Raw genomic sequence first — 17,809 nt, forward strand, 5'->3', positions numbered from 1 at the left:
GAACCGGATGGTTCCGCCCCTCGGGCCGTGACGTTTCTGCTGGGTCAGGCCTCTTCGTGGGCCACCGCGCGACGCGCATCCGCGTCGAGGACGCCCCAGCTGATCAGCTGCTCGGTCAGGACCGAGGGCGACTGGTCGTAGATGACCGCGAGGGTGCGCAGGTCGTCCTGGCGGATCGAGAGCACCTTGCCGTTGTAGTCACCGCGCTGGGACTGGATCGTCGCCGCGTAGCGCTGCAGCGGGCCGGCCTTCTCCGGCGGCACGTGGGCCAGCCGCTCCAGGTCCAGGACCAGCTTCGGCGGCGGCTCGGCGGCCCCGCCGGGGGTCGTGCCCGGCAGCAGCTCCTGCACCGGGACGCCGTAGAAGTCCGCCAGCTCGGCGAGACGCTGCACGGTCACGGCGCGGTCACCGCGCTCGTACGACCCCACCACGACCGCCTTCCAGCGTCCCTGGGACTTCTCCTCGACGCCGTGGAGGGAAAGGCCCTGCTGGGTGCGGATCGCACGGAGCTTGGCCCCGAGCTGTTTGGCGTATTCGCTGGACATATAGCTCCCCGGACACTGCATCACTGTGCGGCTCCGCCGCGTGGCTGGTAACTCACTGTGAGGTTACGCAGCGTTACTTGGCCGCGTCAAGCCGAATGGTCCGTACCGACCTTCTCGTGAATCCGGGCTTTCCGCACCTCCAGAGCGGGGCCGGGCGGGTGATCAGCGGTGTTCGGCGGCTGGTAGACTCGGTGGCGCAATTTCGACGTCCTTTAAGGTCCGTCCCGTGAGGCGGAGAAGGAGGTCCGTTTTTTATGGACACGAACAGCACCGATGCCCGGCCCGTTCTCGAAGGCCCTGACATCGAGCGGGTACTGACCCGCATCGCCCACGAGATCGTCGAGCGCGCCAAGGGCGCCGAGGACGTGGTCCTCCTGGGCATCCCCACGCGAGGTGTCTTCCTCGCCCGCCGCCTGGCCGAGAAGCTCGCCGAGGTCACCGGGCGCACCATCCCTGTGGGTTCCCTCGACATCACGATGTACCGCGACGACCTGCGCATGCACCCGCCGCGCGTGCTCGCCCGCACCGAGATCCCCGCCGCCGGCATCGACGGCCGGCTGGTCGTGCTCGTCGACGACGTGCTGTTCTCCGGCCGCACCATCCGTGCGGCCCTCGACGCCCTGAACGACATCGGGCGTCCGCGTGCCGTGCAGCTCGCGGTCCTCGTCGACCGCGGCCACCGCGAACTCCCGATCCGTGCCGACTACGTCGGCAAGAACCTCCCCACGTCGCTGCGGGAGACGGTCAAGGTCCAGCTCGCCGAGGAGGACGGCCGCGACGCCGTGCTGCTCGGTGCCAAGCCGGACGCCAAGGCAGCCGAGCACTAGCCACCTTCACCCGGCGTACGCCCCGCGGGCGTACGTCCGCGAAGGTGCGCCCTCGCGCGCCTGAATGCCCCGATATCTCCTGATCTTCTCCTGACTTCGCTACGGAGCACCCCAGATGATGCGACACCTCATCTCGGCCGCCGACCTCACCCGCGACGACGCCGTGCTCATCCTCGACACCGCCGAGGAGATGGCCCGCGTCGCGGACCGGCCCATCAAGAAGCTGCCCGCCCTGCGCGGCCGCACCGTGTGCAACCTCTTCTTCGAGGACTCCACCCGGACCCGGATCTCCTTCGAGGCCGCCGAGAAGCGCCTCTCCGCCGACGTCATCAACTTCGCCGCCAAGGGCTCCAGCGTCTCCAAGGGCGAGTCCCTCAAGGACACCGCGCAGACCCTGGAGGCCATGGGCGTCGACGCCGTCGTCATCCGGCACAGCGCCTCCGGCGCCCCCTACCGCCTCGCGAACTCCGGCTGGATCGACGCCCCGGTGATCAACGCGGGCGACGGCACCCACCAGCACCCCACCCAGGCGCTGCTCGACGCGTTCACCATGCGCCGCCGCCTGATCGGCCCCGACGCCGGCATCGGCCAGGGCCTCGACGGCCGCCGCGTCACCATCGTCGGCGACATCCTGCACAGCCGCGTCGCCCGGTCGAACGTGGACCTGCTGCACACCCTCGGCGCCGAGGTCACCCTGGTCGCCCCGCCCACCCTGCTGCCGGTCGGCGTCGACTCCTGGCCCTGCGAGGTCTCGTACGACCTCGACGCCACGCTGCCCAAGACGGACGCCGTGATGATGCTCCGCGTCCAGCGCGAGCGCATGAACGCCGCGTTCTTCCCGACCGAGCGCGAGTACACCCGCCGCTACGGCCTGGACGCCGAGCGCCTGGCCAAGGCTCCCGGGCACGCCATCGTGATGCACCCCGGCCCGATGGTCCGCGGCATGGAGATCACCGCCGAGGTCGCCGACTCCGAGCGCTGCACGGTCGTCGAACAGGTCGCCAACGGAGTCCACACCCGGATGGCCGTCCTCTACCTGCTTCTGGGCGGCAACGAGCCCGCCGTCAGCCACTCTCGTACCGAGGAGAACAAGTAACCATGAGCAAGATCCTGATCCGCGGTGCGAAGGTCCTCGGCGGCGAGCCCCAGGACGTGCTGATCGACGGCGAGGTCATCGAGGCGGTCGGCACCGGCCTGTCCGCCGAGGGCGCCGAGGTCGTCGAGGCCGACGGCAAGATCCTCCTGCCGGGCCTCGTCGACCTGCACACCCACCTGCGCGAGCCCGGCCGCGAGGACTCCGAGACCGTCCTCACCGGCACCCGCGCGGCTGCCTCCGGCGGCTACACCTCTGTGTTCGCCATGGCCAACACCTTCCCCGTCGCCGACACCGCCGGCGTCGTCGAGCAGGTCTACCGGCTCGGCCAGGAGCACGGCTACTGCGACGTGCAGCCCATCGGCGCCGTCACCGTCGGCCTCGAGGGCAGCAAGCTCGCCGAGCTCGGCGCCATGCACGAGTCCGCCGCGGGCGTCACCGTCTTCTCCGACGACGGCAAGTGCGTCCACGACGCCGTGATCATGCGCCGCGCCCTGGAGTACGTGAAGGCCTTCGGCGGCGTCGTCGCCCAGCACGCCCAGGAGCCCCGCCTCACCGAGGGCGCCGAGATGAACGAGGGCACCGTCTCCGCGGAGCTGGGCCTCGGCGGCTGGCCCGCCGTCGCCGAGGAGTCGATCATCGCCCGCGACGTGCTGCTCGCCGAGCACGTCGGCTCCCGCGTCCACATCTGCCACCTGTCCACGGCCGGCTCCGTCGAGATCATCCGCTGGGCCAAGTCCCGCGGCATCGACGTCACCGCCGAGGTCACCCCGCACCACCTCCTCCTCACCGACGAGATGGTCCGCACGTACAACCCGGTCTACAAGGTCAACCCGCCGCTGCGCACCGAGAAGGACGTCATGGCGCTGCGCGAGGCGCTGGCCGACGGCACGATCGACATCGTCGCCACCGACCACGCCCCGCACCCGCAGGAGGACAAGGACTGCGAGTGGGCCGCCGCCGCCATGGGCATGGTGGGCCTGGAGACCGCGCTGTCCGTCGTCCAGCAGACGATGGTGGAGACCGGTCTGCTCGACTGGGCCGGCGTCGCCGACCGCATGTCCGTGAAGCCCGCGCGGATCGGGCAGGCCACCGGCCACGGCCGCCCCGTCTCGGCAGGCGAGCCGGCCAACCTGCTGCTGCTCGACGCGGACTACCGTGGAGCCGTTGACCCCGCGGGGTTCGCCTCCCGCAGCCGCAACACGCCCTACCAGGGCCGTGAGCTGCCGGGCCGCGTCACCCACACCTGGCTGCGGGGCAAGGCCACCCTCGCCGACGGGAAGCTCGCGTGACACCTCTCCACCCCCTGGCCAGCCCGCTGGTCCGCCTGGCCGCCGAGAAGAAGTCGGCGGACGTCACGGACTGGCCCGACCGGATCGGCTGGATCGTCGGACTGCTGCTCTTCGTGGCGCTCGTCTACTGGCTGATGCGCCAGGGCTGGAAGTGGCGCGGCACCCTGCAGGGCGACCTGCCGCCGCTGCCTCAGTCGCCGGAAACCCCGGGTGAGCCCAGACTGACCATGAGCGGCCGGTATCACGGCTCCACCACCGCGGGGCAGTGGCTCGACCGCATCGTGGCGCACGGCCTCGGCACCCGCAGCCGCGTCGAGCTGACCCTGACCGACGCGGGCCTCGTGGTCGAGCGCCCCGGGGCGAGCGACTTCTTCGTCCCGGTGACCGCGCTGCGCGGCGCCCGGCTCGACAAGGGCATCGCCGGCAAGGTCCTCACGGAGGGCGGTCTGCTGATCGTCACCTGGGCGCACGGCGACAAGCTGATCGACTCCGGGTTCCGCTCCGACCAGGCCGCAGAACAGGGCGCATGGGTCAGCGCCCTCAACGACATGACCGACACGCACATCACGACGGAAGGCACCGCACGATGACGACCTCCACCCGGGGAGCCGCCGCTCCCGCCGTACTCGTCCTGGAGGACGGCCGCATCTTCCGCGGCCGCGCCTACGGGGCCGTGGGGGAGACCTTCGGCGAGGCCGTGTTCTCCACCGGCATGACCGGCTACCAGGAGACGCTGACGGACCCGTCGTACGACCGCCAGATCGTGGTCGCCACCGCCCCGCAGATCGGCAACACGGGCTGGAACGACGAGGACGACGAGTCGAGCCGCATCTGGGTCTCCGGCTACGTCGTGCGCGACCCCGCCCGCATCCCGTCCAACTGGCGCGCCAAGCGCTCCCTGGACGACGAGCTGGTCGCGCAGAACATCGTCGGCATCTCCGGCATCGACACCCGCGCGCTCACCCGCCACCTGCGCGAGCGCGGCTCGATGCGCTCCGGCATCTTCTCCGGCGAGCACCTCGCGACCGACGCCGAGCTCGTCTCCCGCGTGCAGGCCCAGCCGCACATGAAGGGCGCCTCGCTGTACGAGGAGGTCGCCACCAAGGAGGCGTACGTCGTCCCCGCGATCGGTGACAAGAAGTTCACCGTCGCCGCGATCGACCTCGGCATCAAGGGCATGACCCCGCACCGCATGGCCGAGCGCGGCATCGAGGTGCACGTCCTTCCGGCCACCGCGACGCCCGACGACGTGTACGCGGTCCAGCCCGACGGCGTGTTCTTCTCCAACGGCCCGGGCGACCCGGCCACCGCCGACGGCCCGGTCGCGCTGATGACCGCCGTCCTGGAACGGAAGACGCCGCTGTTCGGCATCTGCTTCGGCAACCAGATCCTCGGCCGCGCCCTCGGCTTCGGCACGTACAAGCTCAAGTACGGCCACCGCGGCATCAACCAGCCGGTGCAGGACCGCACCACCGGCAAGGTCGAGGTCACCGCGCACAACCACGGCTTCGCCGTGGACGCGCCGCTCGACAAGGTGAGCGACACCCCCTTCGGCCGTGCCGAGGTCTCGCACGTGTGCCTCAACGACGAGGTCGTGGAGGGCCTGCAGCTGCTCGACCAGCCGGGCTTCTCCGTCCAGTACCACCCCGAGGCGGCGGCCGGTCCGCACGACGCCGCCTACCTGTTCGACCGCTTCGTGAAGCTCATGGAGGGCCAGCGTGCCTAAGCGCACCGATATCCAGTCCGTCCTGGTCATCGGCTCCGGCCCGATCGTCATCGGCCAGGCCGCCGAGTTCGACTACTCCGGCACCCAGGCGTGCCGCATCCTGCGCGCCGAGGGCCTGCGGGTCATCCTCGTCAACTCCAACCCGGCGACGATCATGACCGACCCGGAGATCGCCGACGCCACGTACGTCGAGCCGATCACCCCCGAGTTCGTCGAGAAGATCATCGCCAAGGAGCGCCCCGACGCGCTCCTGCCCACCCTCGGTGGTCAGACGGCCCTCAACACGGCCATCTCCATGCACGAGCAGGGCGTCCTCGAGAAGTACGGCGTCGAGCTCATCGGCGCCAACGTCGAGGCGATCAACAAGGGCGAGGACCGCGACCTCTTCAAGGAGGTCGTCGAGGAGGTCCGCCGCAAGATCGGCCACGGCGAGTCCGCCCGCTCGGTCATCTGCCACACCATGGACGACGTCCTCAAGGGCGTCGACACCCTCGGCGGCTACCCCGTCGTCGTGCGCCCCTCCTTCACCATGGGCGGCGCCGGCTCCGGCTTCGCCCACGACGAGGAGGAGCTGCGCCGCATCGCCGGCCAGGGCCTCACGCTCTCCCCGACCACCGAGGTGCTCCTGGAGGAGTCCATCCTCGGCTGGAAGGAGTACGAGCTGGAGCTGATGCGCGACAAGAACGACAACGTCGTGGTCGTCTGCTCCATCGAGAACTTCGACCCGATGGGCGTGCACACCGGTGACTCGATCACCGTCGCCCCGTCGATGACCCTCACCGACCGCGAGTACCAGCGGCTGCGCGACATCGGCATCGCGATCATCCGCGAGGTCGGCGTCGACACCGGCGGCTGCAACATCCAGTTCGCGGTCAACCCCGACGACGGCCGCATCATCGTCATCGAGATGAACCCGCGCGTCTCCCGCTCCTCCGCGCTCGCCTCCAAGGCCACCGGCTTCCCGATCGCCAAGATCGCCGCCAAGCTGGCCGTCGGCTACACGCTGGACGAGATCCCGAACGACATCACCGAGAAGACGCCGGCCTCCTTCGAGCCGACGCTCGACTACGTGGTCGTGAAGGCCCCGCGCTTCGCCTTCGAGAAGTTCCCGAGCGCCGACTCCACGCTGACCACCACCATGAAGTCGGTCGGCGAGGCCATGGCCATCGGCCGCAACTTCACCGAGGCCTTCCAGAAGGCGCTGCGCTCCCTGGAGAAGAAGGGCTCGCAGTTCACCTTCGTGGGTCCGGTCGGCGACAAGCAGGAGCTTCTCGAAGCCTCCGTGCGCCCGACCGACGGCCGGATCAACACCGTCATGGAGGCGATCCGCGCCGGCGCCACCCCGGAGGAGATCTTCGAGTACACGAAGATCGACCCCTGGTTCGTCGACCAGCTCTTCCTCATCAAGGAGACGGCCGACGAGCTGGCCGCCGCCCCGGAGCTCACCAAGGAGCTGATCGCGGAGGCCAAGCGGCACGGCTTCTCCGACCACCAGATCGCCGAGCTGCGCGGTCTGCGCGAGGACGTCGTCCGCGAGGTCCGCCACGCCCTCGGCGTCCGCCCGGTCTACAAGACGGTCGACACCTGCGCCGCCGAGTTCGCCGCGCGGACCCCGTACTTCTACTCGTCCTACGACGAGGAGTCCGAGGTCGCCCCGCGCGAGAAGCCCGCGGTGATCATCCTGGGCTCCGGCCCGAACCGCATCGGCCAGGGCATCGAGTTCGACTACTCCTGCGTCCACGCCTCCTTCGCCCTGAGCGACGCCGGCTACGAGACCGTGATGGTCAACTGCAACCCGGAGACCGTGTCCACGGACTACGACACCTCCGACCGCCTGTACTTCGAGCCGCTCACGCTCGAGGACGTCCTCGAGATCGTCCACGCCGAGTCCCTCGCGGGCCCGATCGCGGGCGTCGTCGTCCAGCTCGGCGGCCAGACCCCGCTGGGCCTCGCCCAGGCGCTCAAGGACAACGGCGTGCCCGTCGTCGGCACCTCCCCGGAGGCGATCCACGCCGCCGAGGACCGCGGCGCCTTCGGCCGCGTGCTCGCCGAGGCCGGCCTGCCCGCGCCCAAGCACGGCACCGCGACCACCTTCACCGAGGCCAAGGCCATCGCCGACGAGATCGGCTACCCGGTCCTCGTCCGCCCGTCCTACGTGCTCGGCGGCCGCGGCATGGAGATCGTCTACGACGAGACCCGCCTGTCCTCGTACATCGAGGAGTCCACCGAGATCAGCCCGTCCCGCCCGGTCCTCGTCGACCGGTTCCTGGACGACGCGATCGAGATCGACGTCGACGCCCTCTACGACGGCACCGAGCTCTACCTCGGCGGCGTCATGGAGCACATCGAGGAGGCCGGCATCCACTCCGGCGACTCGGCGTGCGCCCTGCCCCCGATCACACTCGGCGGCTTCGACATCAAGCGTCTGCGCGCCTCCACCGAGGCCATCGCCAAGGGCGTCGGCGTGCGCGGCCTGATCAACATCCAGTTCGCGATGGCGGGTGACATCCTCTACGTCCTGGAGGCCAACCCGCGCGCCTCGCGCACCGTCCCCTTCACCTCGAAGGCGACCGCGGTGCCGCTCGCGAAGGCCGCCGCCCGCATCTCGCTCGGCGCCACCGTCGCCGAGCTGCGCGCCGAGGGCCTGCTCCCGAAGACCGGCGACGGCGGCACGCTCCCGATGGACGCGCCGATCTCCGTCAAGGAGGCCGTCATGCCGTGGTCGCGCTTCCGCGACATCCACGGCCGCGGCGTCGACACGGTCCTCGGCCCGGAGATGCGCTCCACCGGCGAGGTCATGGGCATCGACTCGGTCTTCGGCACGGCGTACGCCAAGTCGCAGGCCGGCGCCTACGGCCCGCTGCCCACCAAGGGCCGCGCGTTCATCTCCGTCGCCAACCGCGACAAGCGCTCGATGATCTTCCCGGCGCGGGAGCTGGTCGCCCACGGCTTCGAGCTCCTCGCCACCTCCGGCACCGCCGAGGTCCTCAAGCGCAACGGCATCAACGCCAAGATCGTGCGCAAGCAGTCCGAGGGCGAGGGCCCCAACGGCGAGAAGACGATCGTCCAGCTCATCCACGACGGCGAGGTCGACCTCATCGTCAACACCCCGTACGGCACCGGCGGCCGCCTCGACGGCTACGACATCCGTACGGCGGCCGTGGCCCGCTCCGTGCCCTGTCTGACGACGGTGCAGGCGCTCGCCGCCGCGGTCCAGGGCATCGACGCGCTCAACCACGGGGACGTGGGCGTCCGGTCGCTCCAGGAACACGCGGAACACCTGACCGCGGCCCGCGACTAGCAGCCCCAGGGCCTGTGTCGGGTTCCCCGTCGTCTGGCCGGAGGTCAGGCGCAGCGGCGGTCGGTGCGTGCCCTCGGCGTGCGCTGTTCCCGGTCATGTGGCGGAGCCACCTGTCCGGGGGCGGCGTGCGGCGAGGGTGCGTGCCGGGCGTCGGGGCGCAGACGGGGAACCCGACACAGGCCCTGGAGGGGGACACCGGACGGTGTCCCCCTCTTCATGAGCCCACCGCCTCGTGAGCACCTACTAGGACTTCAGCCATGTACAAGCTGTTCTTCAACCTCGTCTTCAAGCGCATGGACCCCGAGAAGGCCCACTACCTCGCCTTCCGCTGGATCCGCCTCGCGGCCCGCACCCCCGTCCTGCGCACCTTCGTGGCCGCGGCCCTCGCGCCCCGCTACAAGGAGCTGCGCACCGAGGCCCTCGGCCTGCGGATGCACGGCCCCTTCGGCCTCGCCGCCGGCTTCGACAAGAACGCCGTCGCGATCGACGGCATGACGATGCTCGGCTTCGACCACATCGAGATCGGCACTGTCACCGGCGAGCCGCAGCCCGGCAACCCGAAGAAGCGCCTCTTCCGCCTCGTGCAGGACCGCGCGCTCATCAACCGCATGGGCTTCAACAACGAGGGCTCCCTCGCCGTGGCGGCCCGCCTGGCCTCCCGCAACCCGGTCTTCAGGACCACCGTGGGCGTCAACATCGGCAAGACCAAGGTCGTTCCCGAGGCCGAGGCCGTCGGCGACTACGTGAAGTCCACCGAGCGGCTCGCCGCCTTCGCCGACTACCTCGTCGTCAACGTCTCCTCGCCCAACACCCCGGGCCTGCGCAACCTCCAGGCCACCGAGGCGCTGCGCCCGCTGCTCGCCGCCGTCCGCGAGGCCGCCGACCGCACCGTGCGCTCGCGCCGCGTCCCGCTCCTGGTGAAGATCGCCCCCGACCTGGCCGACGAGGACGTCGACGCGGTCGCCGACCTGGCCGTCGAGCTGGGCCTGGACGGCATCATCGCCACGAACACGACGATCTCCCGCGAGGGCCTCAAGACCCGGGGCGACGTCGTGAACGAGACGGGCGGCCTGTCCGGCGCGCCCCTCAAGGAACGCTCCCTGGAGGTCCTCAGGCGTCTCTACGCGCGCGTGGGCGACAAGATCACCCTCGTGGGCGTCGGCGGCGTGGAGACCGCGGAGGACGCCTGGCAGCGCATCCTCGCGGGCGCCACCCTGGTGCAGGGCTACAGCGCCTTCATCTACGAGGGCCCGTTCTACGCCCGCGCGATCCACAAGGGCCTCGCCGCCCGTCTGAACAACTCCCCGTACGCCACGCTCGCCGACGCGGTCGGCGCCGATGTGAAGAAGGTGTCCGCATGACCGTTCTGGAGCCCTTCGGCGCGCGTCTGCGCCGCGTCATGGACGAGCGCGGCCCGCTCTGCGTCGGCATCGACCCGCACGCCGCGCTGCTCTCCTCCTGGGGCCTGAACGACGACATCGCCGGCCTGGAGTCCTTCACGCGGACCTCGGTCGAGGCGCTGGCCGACACGGTCGCCGTGGTGAAGCCGCAGATGGCGTTCTTCGAGCGGTTCGGCTCGCGCGGCGTCGCGGTCCTGGAGCGGGCCGTCGCCGACCTGCGCGCCGCGGGCACGCTCGTGGTCATGGACGCCAAGCGCGGCGACATCGGCTCGACCATGGCCGCGTACGCCGAGACCTTCCTGCACAAGGACTCCCCGCTGTACTCGGACGCCCTGACCGTGTCGCCGTACCTCGGCTACGGGTCGCTGAAGCCGGCCGTGGACCTCGCGCGCGAGTCCGGCGCGGGCCTGTTCGTCCTCGCCCTCACCTCGAACCCCGAGGGCGGCGAGGTGCAGCACGCGGTCCGCGCGGACGGGCGCAACGTCGGCGCGACGATGCTGGCGCACCTGGCCGGCGAGAACGCGGGGGAGACCCCGATGGGCTCCTTCGGCGCGGTCGTCGGCGCGACCCTGGGCGACCTGTCCTCGTACGAGCTGGACATCAACGGACCGCTCCTCGCGCCCGGCATCGGTGCGCAGGGTGCCACCGCCGCCGACCTCCCGGCGGTCTTCGGCGCGGCCGTGCGCAACGTGGTGCCGAACGTCAGCCGCGGCGTCCTGAAGGCCGGTCCCTCGGTCGCCGCGCTGCGGGACGCGGCCGTGCGGTTCGCGGACGAGGTCCGCGAGGCGGTCGCGGGCGCCGTCTGACGTCACCGGAAACCCTGATGAGGGTCGGTACGGCACCCCGAGAGGGGTGGCACTCCGTGCCGACCTTTGTCTTTGCCCGGACATCCGGGCCGATTTCCCGGTTGTTTTGCCCGAAATGTCCAGCCTTCGCGAGTCTGACCAGGACTTTTCCGCTGTTCTCGCTGACTCTGGCGGCCATGGCCGCTAGTCTCCGTCGGGAGTGAACGGGTGACCGCGGCCGGCCGCGCCGCTCGTAGCTCACCTGGTGAGGGGCGCTCAGGTCCCGCACCGGTCCGTATCCGACAGTTCGACATCCGAGGTGACGTAGGCGTGGCTCTTCCGCCCCTTACCCCTGAACAGCGCGCAGCCGCGCTCGAAAAGGCCGCCGCGGCTCGCCGGGAGCGGGCCGAGGTTAAGAATCGACTCAAGCACTCCGGCGCCTCGCTTCACGAGGTCATCAAGCAGGGCCAGGAGAACGACGTCATCGGCAAGATGAAGGTCTCCGCCCTGCTCGAGTCCCTGCCGGGCGTGGGCAAGGTCCGCGCCAAGCAGATCATGGAGCGTCTCGGGATCTCCGAATCCCGCCGTGTGCGAGGTCTCGGCTCCAACCAGATCGCCTCCCTGGAGCGCGAGTTCGGCAGCACCGGCGCCTGAGTGGCGAACCGGCCCCCGGGGGCTGGTCCCGGCACTCCGGAACAACTGGAATAATCGCTGCATGGCTGCAACATCCCGGGGGACGACCCCCGAGCCCCCGGACGTACGTCCGCGGCTGACCGTGCTCTCCGGCCCCTCCGGGGTCGGCAAGAGCACGGTCGTCGCCCATATGCGCAAGGAACACCCCGAGGTCTGGCTCTCGGTGTCGGCGACGACCCGCAAGCCGCGCCCCGGCGAGAAGCACGGTGTCCACTATTTCTTCGTCACCGACGAGGAGATGGACAAGCTGATCGCCAACGGCGAGCTCCTCGAGTGGGCCGAGTTCGCGGGGAACCGCTACGGGACCCCGCGCAGCGCCGTCCTCGACCGCCTCGAAGCGGGCGAGCCGGTGCTGCTCGAGATCGACCTCCAGGGCGCACGCCTGGTCCGCGAGTCGATGCCCGAGGCCCAGCTCGTGTTCCTCGCCCCGCCGAGCTGGGAGGAGCTGGTCCGCCGGCTCACCGGCCGCGGCACCGAGGCGCCCGAGGTCATCGAGCGCCGGCTCGAGGCCGCCAAGGTCGAGCTCGCCGCCGAGGCCGAGTTCGACACGACCCTTGTCAACACCTCCGTCGAGGACGTAGCGCGCGAGCTGCTAGCCTTGATGAAGGTTCTTTGATCTTTACCCTGGTTCAACCCAGCCGGGACCCCGTCCCGGTCCCCCATCGGAAGGCAGAGAGTGTCCTCTTCCATCACCGCGCCCGAGGGCATCATCAACCCGCCGATTGATGAGCTGCTCGAAGCGACCGACTCGAAGTACAGCCTGGTCATCTACGCCGCCAAGCGCGCGCGTCAGATCAACGCGTACTACTCCCAGCTCGGTGAGGGCCTGCTCGAGTACGTCGGCCCGCTCGTCGACACCCACGTCCACGAGAAGCCCCTGTCGATCGCCCTGCGCGAGATCAACGCGGGCCTGCTGACGTCCGAGGCCATCGAGGGCCCGGCTCAGTAACACCCGTTTTTCGTCGTCATCCCAGGCCCGGCAGTACGACTGCCGGGCCTGTGGTGTGTCATGGAGTCGTACGTTTCCGGAGCCAGGGGAGAAGCGGTGTCGTCGAAGCCGAAGGTCGTACTGGGAGTCAGCGGTGGCATCGCCGCCTACAAGGCGTGCGAGCTGCTGCGCAGGCTCACCGAGTCCGGGCACGACGTCCGCGTCGTCCCCACCGACTCCGCACTGCACTTCGTCGGCGCCGCGACCTGGTCGGCCCTGTCCGGCAACCCGGTCTCCACCGAGGTCTGGGACTCCGTCCACGAGGTCCCCCACGTGCGCATCGGCCAGCACGCCGACCTCGTGATCGTGGCCCCCGCCACCGCCGACATGCTCGCCAAGGCCGCCCACGGCCTCGCCGACGACCTCCTCACCAACACGCTCCTCACCGCCCGCTGTCCGGTCGTCTTCGCGCCCGCCATGCACACCGAGATGTGGGAGCACCCCGCCACCCAGGAGAACGTCGCGACGCTGCGCCGCCGCGGCGCCCTCGTCATCGAGCCCGCCGTCGGCCGCCTCACCGGCGTCGACACCGGCAAGGGCCGCTTCCCCGACCCTGTCGAGGTCTTCGAGTACGTGCGCCGGGTCCTGGCCCGCGGCGCCGCCGCGGCCACCACCGACCTGGCCGGCACCCACGTCGTCGTCAGTGCCGGCGGCACCCGCGAGCCCCTCGACCCGGTCCGCTTCCTCGGCAACCGCTCCTCCGGCAAGCAGGGCTACGCGCTCGCCCGCACCGCGGCCGCCCGCGGCGCCCGCGTCACCCTGCTCTCCGCCAACGCGGAGCTGCCCGACCCGGCCGGCGTCGACGTCGTCCACGTCGGCACCGCCGTGCAGCTGCGCGAGGCGGTCCTCAAGGCCGCCGCCGACGCCGACGCGGTCGTCATGGCCGCCGCCGTCGCCGACTTCCGCCCCGCCGTCTACGCGCCCGGCAAGATCAAGAAGCAGGGCGACAGCGGAGCGCCGACCGTCGAGCTGGTCCGCAACCCCGACATCCTCGCGGAGATCTCCGCCGAGCGGGCCCGCCCCGGCCAGATCGTCGTCGGCTTCGCCGCCGAGACCGACGACGTCCTCGCCAACGGCCGCGCCAAACTCGCTCGCAAGGGCTGTGACCTGCTGGTCGTCAACGAGGTGGGGGAGCGCAAGACCTTCGGCTCCGAGGAGAACGAGGCCGTGATCCTCGGCTCGGACGGCGCCGAGACCCCCGTCCCGTACGGCCCGAAGGAGGCTCTCGCGGACCGGATCTGGGACGAGGTCGTGCGCCGCGTGACGCCCGCACACGCCGATCCGCGCGAGTAGGGGCGCCGGATTCACGCTCGACCGGTACCCTTCCGGAGACCGATCCTCGTGTCGGACAATGCGGTGTCGCAGGTCACAGCCCTCCCAAGGGGCGAGACGCGTGACCCGGCAGCCGAGCCCGACCGATAAACTGTTCTCGGACGACGCCAGGCGCAGCCCCCGGCCGTCCGTCAATGATCAGCCAGCAGCCGCTGCAACCACAGGGAGCGTTGTGTCCCGTCGCCTGTTCACCTCGGAGTCCGTGACCGAGGGTCACCCCGACAAGATCGCTGACCAGATCAGCGACACCATTCTCGACGCGCTGCTGCGCGAGGACCCCACGTCCCGCGTCGCCGTCGAGACGCTGATCACCACCGGCCTGGTGCACGTGGCCGGCGAGGTGACCACCAAGGCGTACGCGCCGATCGCGCAGCTCGTGCGCGAGAAGATCCTCGAGATCGGCTACGACTCGTCGAAGAAGGGCTTCGACGGCGCGTCCTGCGGCGTCTCGGTCTCCATCGGCTCGCAGTCGCCCGACATCGCGCAGGGCGTCGACACGGCGTACGAGAAGCGCGTCGAGGGTGACGACGACGAGCTCGACAAGCAGGGCGCGGGCGACCAGGGCCTGATGTTCGGTTACGCGTGCGACGAGACGCCGGAGCTCATGCCGCTCCCGATCCACCTCGCGCACCGCCTGTCGCGCCGCCTCTCCGAGGTCCGCAAGAACGGCACGATCCCCTACCTGCGTCCCGACGGAAAGACCCAGGTCACCATCGAGTACGACGGCGACAAGGCCGTCCGCCTCGACACGGTCGTCGTCTCCTCGCAGCACGCCTCGGACATCGACCTCGACTCGCTGCTCGCCCCCGACATCCGCGAGTTCGTCGTGGAGCCGGAGCTCAAGGCGCTCGTCGAGGACGGCATCAAGCTGGAGACCGACGGCTACCGTCTGCTGGTCAACCCGACCGGCCGCTTCGAGATCGGCGGCCCGATGGGCGACGCCGGCCTCACCGGCCGCAAGATCATCATCGACACGTACGGCGGCTACGCCCGCCACGGTGGCGGCGCCTTCTCGGGCAAGGACCCGTCCAAGGTCGACCGCTCGGCCGCCTACGCGATGCGCTGGGTCGCCAAGAACGTCGTGGCCGCGGGTCTCGCCTCGCGCTGCGAGGTCCAGGTCGCGTACGCGATCGGCAAGGCCGAGCCCGTCGGTCTCTTCGTCGAGACCTTCGGCACGAACACGGTCGACACGGACAAGATCGAGGCCGCGATCACGGAGGTCTTCGACCTGCGCCCCGCCGCGATCATCCGCGACCTCGACCTGCTGCGCCCGATCTACGCCCAGACGGCGGCGTACGGCCACTTCGGCCGCGCCCTGCCGGACTTCACGTGGGAGAAGACCGACCGCGTGGACGCCCTGCGCAAGGCCGCGGGCCTGTAGGTCTTTCAGCTCGGCCGGCCCGGGGCCAGGCTCTCCCTTCGGGGGAGCCTGGCCCCGGTTTCGTTCTCGGCTGTGCGACCAGCCCCCACCGGCCCGCGGACGGGCAGGGGGCTCGGGTCCCGTGGTGATGTCCGAGCGCTCTGGTAGGAATGGCAGCGTGAGCAGCCAGAACGACAGCCCCGAGCCGGAGCAGCTCGCGTTCATCCGGGAGACGGTGCGCAAGAACAAGGCGCCGAAGGCCAAGCCGCGGACCTGGCGGGGAGCCGCGCTGGCCAAGGAACTGCCCGTGGCCCGCGTCCTCGTCGACAAGGGCGTGCTGCACCTCGACCGGTACTTCGAGTACGCCGTCCCGGAGGAGCTGGACGCGGCGGCGCAGCCCGGCGTGCGCGTACGGGTCCGGTTCGGCGCCGGGTCCAAGAACGTGCGGGACGGGCGGCGCGAGGGCGGCGGGCTGATCGACGGGTACCTCGTGGAGCGCGTCGCCGAGGCCGAGTACCAGGGCCCGCTGGCCGCGCTCGCCCAGGTCCTGTCGCCGGAGCCGGTGCTCGACGAGGAACTGCTCGGACTGACCCGGGCCGTCGCCGACCGGTACGCCGGCAGCCTCGCCGACGTGCTCCAGCTCGCGATACCGCCCCGGCACGCCAAGGCGGAGGCCCGGACGTTCCCCGAGCCGCCCGCCCCGCCGACCGCACCCGAGCCCGGATCCTGGCAGCGGTACGAGCGCGGGGCCGGCTTTCTCGCCTCGCTCGCCTCGGGCGGCGCCCCGCGCGCCGTGTGGACCGCACTGCCCGGACCCGAGTGGGCCGACGAGATCGCCCGGGCCGTGCGCGCGACCCTCGCGTCGGGGCGCGGCGCGCTCGTCGTCGTGCCGACCGTGCGGCTCGCCGCCCGCGTCGACGCCGCGCTGCGCGAGCAGTTGGGCGAGGGACAGCACGCGCTGCTGACCTCCGAGGCGGGACAGCAGCGGCGCTACTCGGAATGGCTCGCCGTACGCCGCGGGGCGGTGCGGGCCGTGGTCGGGACCCGGGCCGCGATGTTCGCCCCCGTCCGGAATCCGGGCCTGGTCGTGGTCTGGGACGACGGGGACGCGCACCACAGCGACGACCACGCGCCCTTCCCGCATGTCCGGGAGGTGCTCGAACTGCGGGCCGGGCGGGACAAGTGCGCCTTTCTGCTCGGGAGTTGGAGCTGCACCGTCGAGGCGGCGCAGCTGGTGCGCAGCGGCTGGGCGGCGGCGATCGCGGCCCCGCGCGAACAGGTCCGGCGGACGGCGCCCCGGGTGCGGACCGTCGGCGACCTGGACCTCGCGCGGGACGAGGCAGCGCGCGCGGCACGACTGCCCAGCGTGGCCTGGGAGGTGGCGCGCACCGCGCTGCGCGACGGGCCGGTCCTGGTCCAGGTGCCGCGGCGCGGATACGTGCCCCGGCTCGCCTGCCAGCGCTGCCGTGAACCCGCCCGCTGCCGCCACTGCGCGGGCCCGCTCGAGGCGCGGGAGGCGACCGGGGGCCTGGCCTGCTCGTGGTGCGGCCGCGAGGAGGCCAACTGGCACTGCGCCGAGTGCGGCGGCAACCGGCTGCGGGCCCAGGTGGTCGGCGCGCGGCGCACCGCCGAGGAGCTGGGCCGCGCCTTCCCCTCCGTACCCGTGCGGACCTCGGGGCGGGAGCAGGTGCTCGACACGGTGTCCGCCGGGCCCGCGCTCGTCGTCAGCACGCCCGGCGCGGAGCCCGTCGCCGAGGGCGGGTACGCGGCCGCGCTGCTGCTCGACGGCTGGGCCATGCTCGGGCGGCCCGATCTGCGCGCGGGCGAGGACGCGCTGCGGCGCTGGATCGCCGCGGCCTCGCTGGTGCGGCCGCAGGAGGCGGGCGGCACGGTCGTCGTCGTGGCCGAGCCGACGCTGCGGCCCGTGCAGGCGCTGGTCCGCTGGGATCCGGTGGGGCACGCGGTGCGGGAGCTCGCTGACCGGGCCGAGCTGGGCTTTCCACCGGTGTCCCGGATGGCCTCGGTCAGCGGGACGCCGGAGGCGCTCGCCGACTTCCTGCGGGCGGTGGAACTGCCCGGCGACGCCGAGGTGTTGGGGCCGGTGCCCGTCGTCGAGCCCGGTGGGCCGCGGCGGGGCGTCGAGCCTGCGGGGGAGCGGGCGCTCGTCCGGGTGCCGCCGGGGAGCGGGGCGGCCCTGGCAGGGGCCCTGAAGCGGGCTCAGGCGGCGCGGATGGCCCGGGGGGCCGGGACGGATCCGGTGCGGGTGCGGATCGATCCGCCGGACATCGGGTGAGTGGGCAGTGCGGACGCGTTTCCGCTGCGGGCCCGGTGGGGTCTCGTCGCGCCCCGCGGCGGAGCCGCTGAAAGACACAGTCCCGCGTCCATGAGGTGCATGCCCTTCGGGCGCGCCGCCTGGACGAAGGGGGGGGGGGCCAAGAGGGGGAGGCCCCGCGGGCGCGGGGGGGGC

At 71.5% G+C, this 17,809-nt stretch carries 15 protein-coding genes; 14 read left to right on the forward strand and 1 reads right to left on the reverse strand.

What is annotated here, in order from left to right:
• Positions 1–44: 44 nt before the first annotated feature.
• Positions 45–545 (reverse strand): transcriptional regulator BldD, encoded by a 501-nt coding sequence (gene bldD, locus ACFW9D_RS30820; RefSeq protein WP_093894511.1) that lies wholly within the window; start codon positions 543–545, stop codon positions 45–47.
• A 254-nt stretch (positions 546–799) separates the two neighbouring features.
• On the opposite strand from bldD, the gene pyrR reads away from it, so the two are divergent.
• From pyrR to ACFW9D_RS30890, 14 genes are all read left to right on the forward strand, one after another.
• The gene (pyrR, locus tag ACFW9D_RS30825; protein ID WP_384627305.1) at positions 800–1,372 is read left to right on the forward strand and encodes a bifunctional pyr operon transcriptional regulator/uracil phosphoribosyltransferase PyrR; all 573 of its coding nucleotides are present in this window, start codon (positions 800–802) and stop codon (positions 1,370–1,372) included.
• Between the two features lie 115 nt (positions 1,373–1,487).
• A complete protein-coding gene (locus ACFW9D_RS30830) occupies positions 1,488–2,468 on the forward strand; it encodes an aspartate carbamoyltransferase catalytic subunit (RefSeq protein ID WP_188340030.1) in 981 nt (326 codons plus the stop codon).
• A gap of 2 nt (positions 2,469–2,470) precedes the next feature.
• Complete coding sequence (locus ACFW9D_RS30835) at positions 2,471–3,757, forward strand: dihydroorotase (RefSeq protein WP_188340031.1); 1,287 nt, start codon at positions 2,471–2,473, stop codon at positions 3,755–3,757.
• Positions 3,754–4,347 carry a hypothetical protein gene (locus ACFW9D_RS30840; protein WP_223206205.1) on the forward strand — a complete coding sequence of 198 codons (594 nt, stop codon included), beginning with the start codon at positions 3,754–3,756 and terminating at the stop codon, positions 4,345–4,347. The genes ACFW9D_RS30835 and ACFW9D_RS30840 overlap by 4 nt, the downstream gene beginning before the upstream one ends.
• Positions 4,344–5,483, forward strand: coding sequence for a glutamine-hydrolyzing carbamoyl-phosphate synthase small subunit (gene carA, locus ACFW9D_RS30845; RefSeq protein WP_384627310.1), 1,140 nt, complete (start codon positions 4,344–4,346; stop codon positions 5,481–5,483). Before ACFW9D_RS30840 ends, carA begins: the two co-directional genes overlap by 4 nt.
• Positions 5,476–8,784, forward strand: a complete 3,309-nt coding sequence (carB, locus tag ACFW9D_RS30850) for a carbamoyl-phosphate synthase large subunit (RefSeq protein WP_384627313.1) — start codon at positions 5,476–5,478, stop codon at positions 8,782–8,784. The genes carA and carB overlap by 8 nt, the downstream gene beginning before the upstream one ends.
• Positions 8,785–9,041: 257 nt before the next feature.
• Positions 9,042–10,145 (forward strand): quinone-dependent dihydroorotate dehydrogenase, encoded by a 1,104-nt coding sequence (locus ACFW9D_RS30855; protein WP_384627315.1) that lies wholly within the window; start codon positions 9,042–9,044, stop codon positions 10,143–10,145.
• The gene (pyrF, locus tag ACFW9D_RS30860) at positions 10,142–10,990 is read left to right on the forward strand and encodes an orotidine-5'-phosphate decarboxylase (protein WP_384627318.1); all 849 of its coding nucleotides are present in this window, start codon (positions 10,142–10,144) and stop codon (positions 10,988–10,990) included. The genes ACFW9D_RS30855 and pyrF overlap by 4 nt, the downstream gene beginning before the upstream one ends.
• 309 nt (positions 10,991–11,299) lie before the next feature.
• The gene (locus tag ACFW9D_RS30865; protein WP_026246651.1) at positions 11,300–11,623 is read left to right on the forward strand and encodes an integration host factor; all 324 of its coding nucleotides are present in this window, start codon (positions 11,300–11,302) and stop codon (positions 11,621–11,623) included.
• Positions 11,624–11,684: 61 nt separating this feature from the next.
• Positions 11,685–12,278: a guanylate kinase gene (gene gmk, locus ACFW9D_RS30870; RefSeq protein WP_188340036.1), complete on the forward strand. Its 594-nt coding sequence runs from the start codon at positions 11,685–11,687 to the stop codon at positions 12,276–12,278.
• Positions 12,279–12,338: 60 nt separating this feature from the next.
• Positions 12,339–12,611 carry a DNA-directed RNA polymerase subunit omega gene (gene rpoZ / locus ACFW9D_RS30875; protein ID WP_005319902.1) on the forward strand — a complete coding sequence of 91 codons (273 nt, stop codon included), beginning with the start codon at positions 12,339–12,341 and terminating at the stop codon, positions 12,609–12,611.
• 60 nt (positions 12,612–12,671) lie between these two features.
• Positions 12,672–13,943 carry a bifunctional phosphopantothenoylcysteine decarboxylase/phosphopantothenate--cysteine ligase CoaBC gene (coaBC, locus tag ACFW9D_RS30880; RefSeq protein ID WP_384627322.1) on the forward strand — a complete coding sequence of 424 codons (1,272 nt, stop codon included), beginning with the start codon at positions 12,672–12,674 and terminating at the stop codon, positions 13,941–13,943.
• Positions 13,944–14,154: 211 nt separating this feature from the next.
• On the forward strand, positions 14,155–15,363 hold the full coding sequence (metK, locus tag ACFW9D_RS30885; protein ID WP_188340038.1) for a methionine adenosyltransferase: 1,209 nt from the start codon (positions 14,155–14,157) through the stop codon (positions 15,361–15,363).
• A 127-nt stretch (positions 15,364–15,490) separates the two neighbouring features.
• Positions 15,491–17,635, forward strand: a complete 2,145-nt coding sequence (locus ACFW9D_RS30890) for a primosomal protein N' (RefSeq protein ID WP_384627328.1) — start codon at positions 15,491–15,493, stop codon at positions 17,633–17,635.
• Positions 17,636–17,809: the final 174 nt, after the last annotated feature.

The organism is Streptomyces sp. NPDC059524 (assembly GCF_042749255.1).
GTDB lineage: Bacteria > Actinomycetota > Actinomycetes > Streptomycetales > Streptomycetaceae > Streptomyces > Streptomyces xanthii.

What these genes read in the sequence shown, in the direction of transcription:
- ACFW9D_RS30855 (WP_384627315.1), top strand. Translation starts at nt 9,042, where the DNA reads ATGTACAAGCTGTTCTTCAACCTCGTCTTCAAGCGCATGGACCCCGAG.
- carA (WP_384627310.1), top strand. Translation starts at nt 4,344, where the DNA reads ATGACGACCTCCACCCGGGGAGCCGCCGCTCCCGCCGTACTCGTCCTG.
- pyrR (WP_384627305.1), top strand. Translation starts at nt 800, where the DNA reads ATGGACACGAACAGCACCGATGCCCGGCCCGTTCTCGAAGGCCCTGAC.
- ACFW9D_RS30835 (WP_188340031.1), top strand. Translation starts at nt 2,471, where the DNA reads ATGAGCAAGATCCTGATCCGCGGTGCGAAGGTCCTCGGCGGCGAGCCC.
- coaBC (WP_384627322.1), top strand. Translation starts at nt 12,672, where the DNA reads ATGGAGTCGTACGTTTCCGGAGCCAGGGGAGAAGCGGTGTCGTCGAAG.
- bldD (WP_093894511.1), bottom strand. Translation starts at nt 545, where the DNA reads ATGTCCAGCGAATACGCCAAACAGCTCGGGGCCAAGCTCCGTGCGATC.
- gmk (WP_188340036.1), top strand. Translation starts at nt 11,685, where the DNA reads ATGGCTGCAACATCCCGGGGGACGACCCCCGAGCCCCCGGACGTACGT.
- ACFW9D_RS30890 (WP_384627328.1), top strand. Translation starts at nt 15,491, where the DNA reads ATGTCCGAGCGCTCTGGTAGGAATGGCAGCGTGAGCAGCCAGAACGAC.
- ACFW9D_RS30830 (WP_188340030.1), top strand. Translation starts at nt 1,488, where the DNA reads ATGATGCGACACCTCATCTCGGCCGCCGACCTCACCCGCGACGACGCC.
- pyrF (WP_384627318.1), top strand. Translation starts at nt 10,142, where the DNA reads ATGACCGTTCTGGAGCCCTTCGGCGCGCGTCTGCGCCGCGTCATGGAC.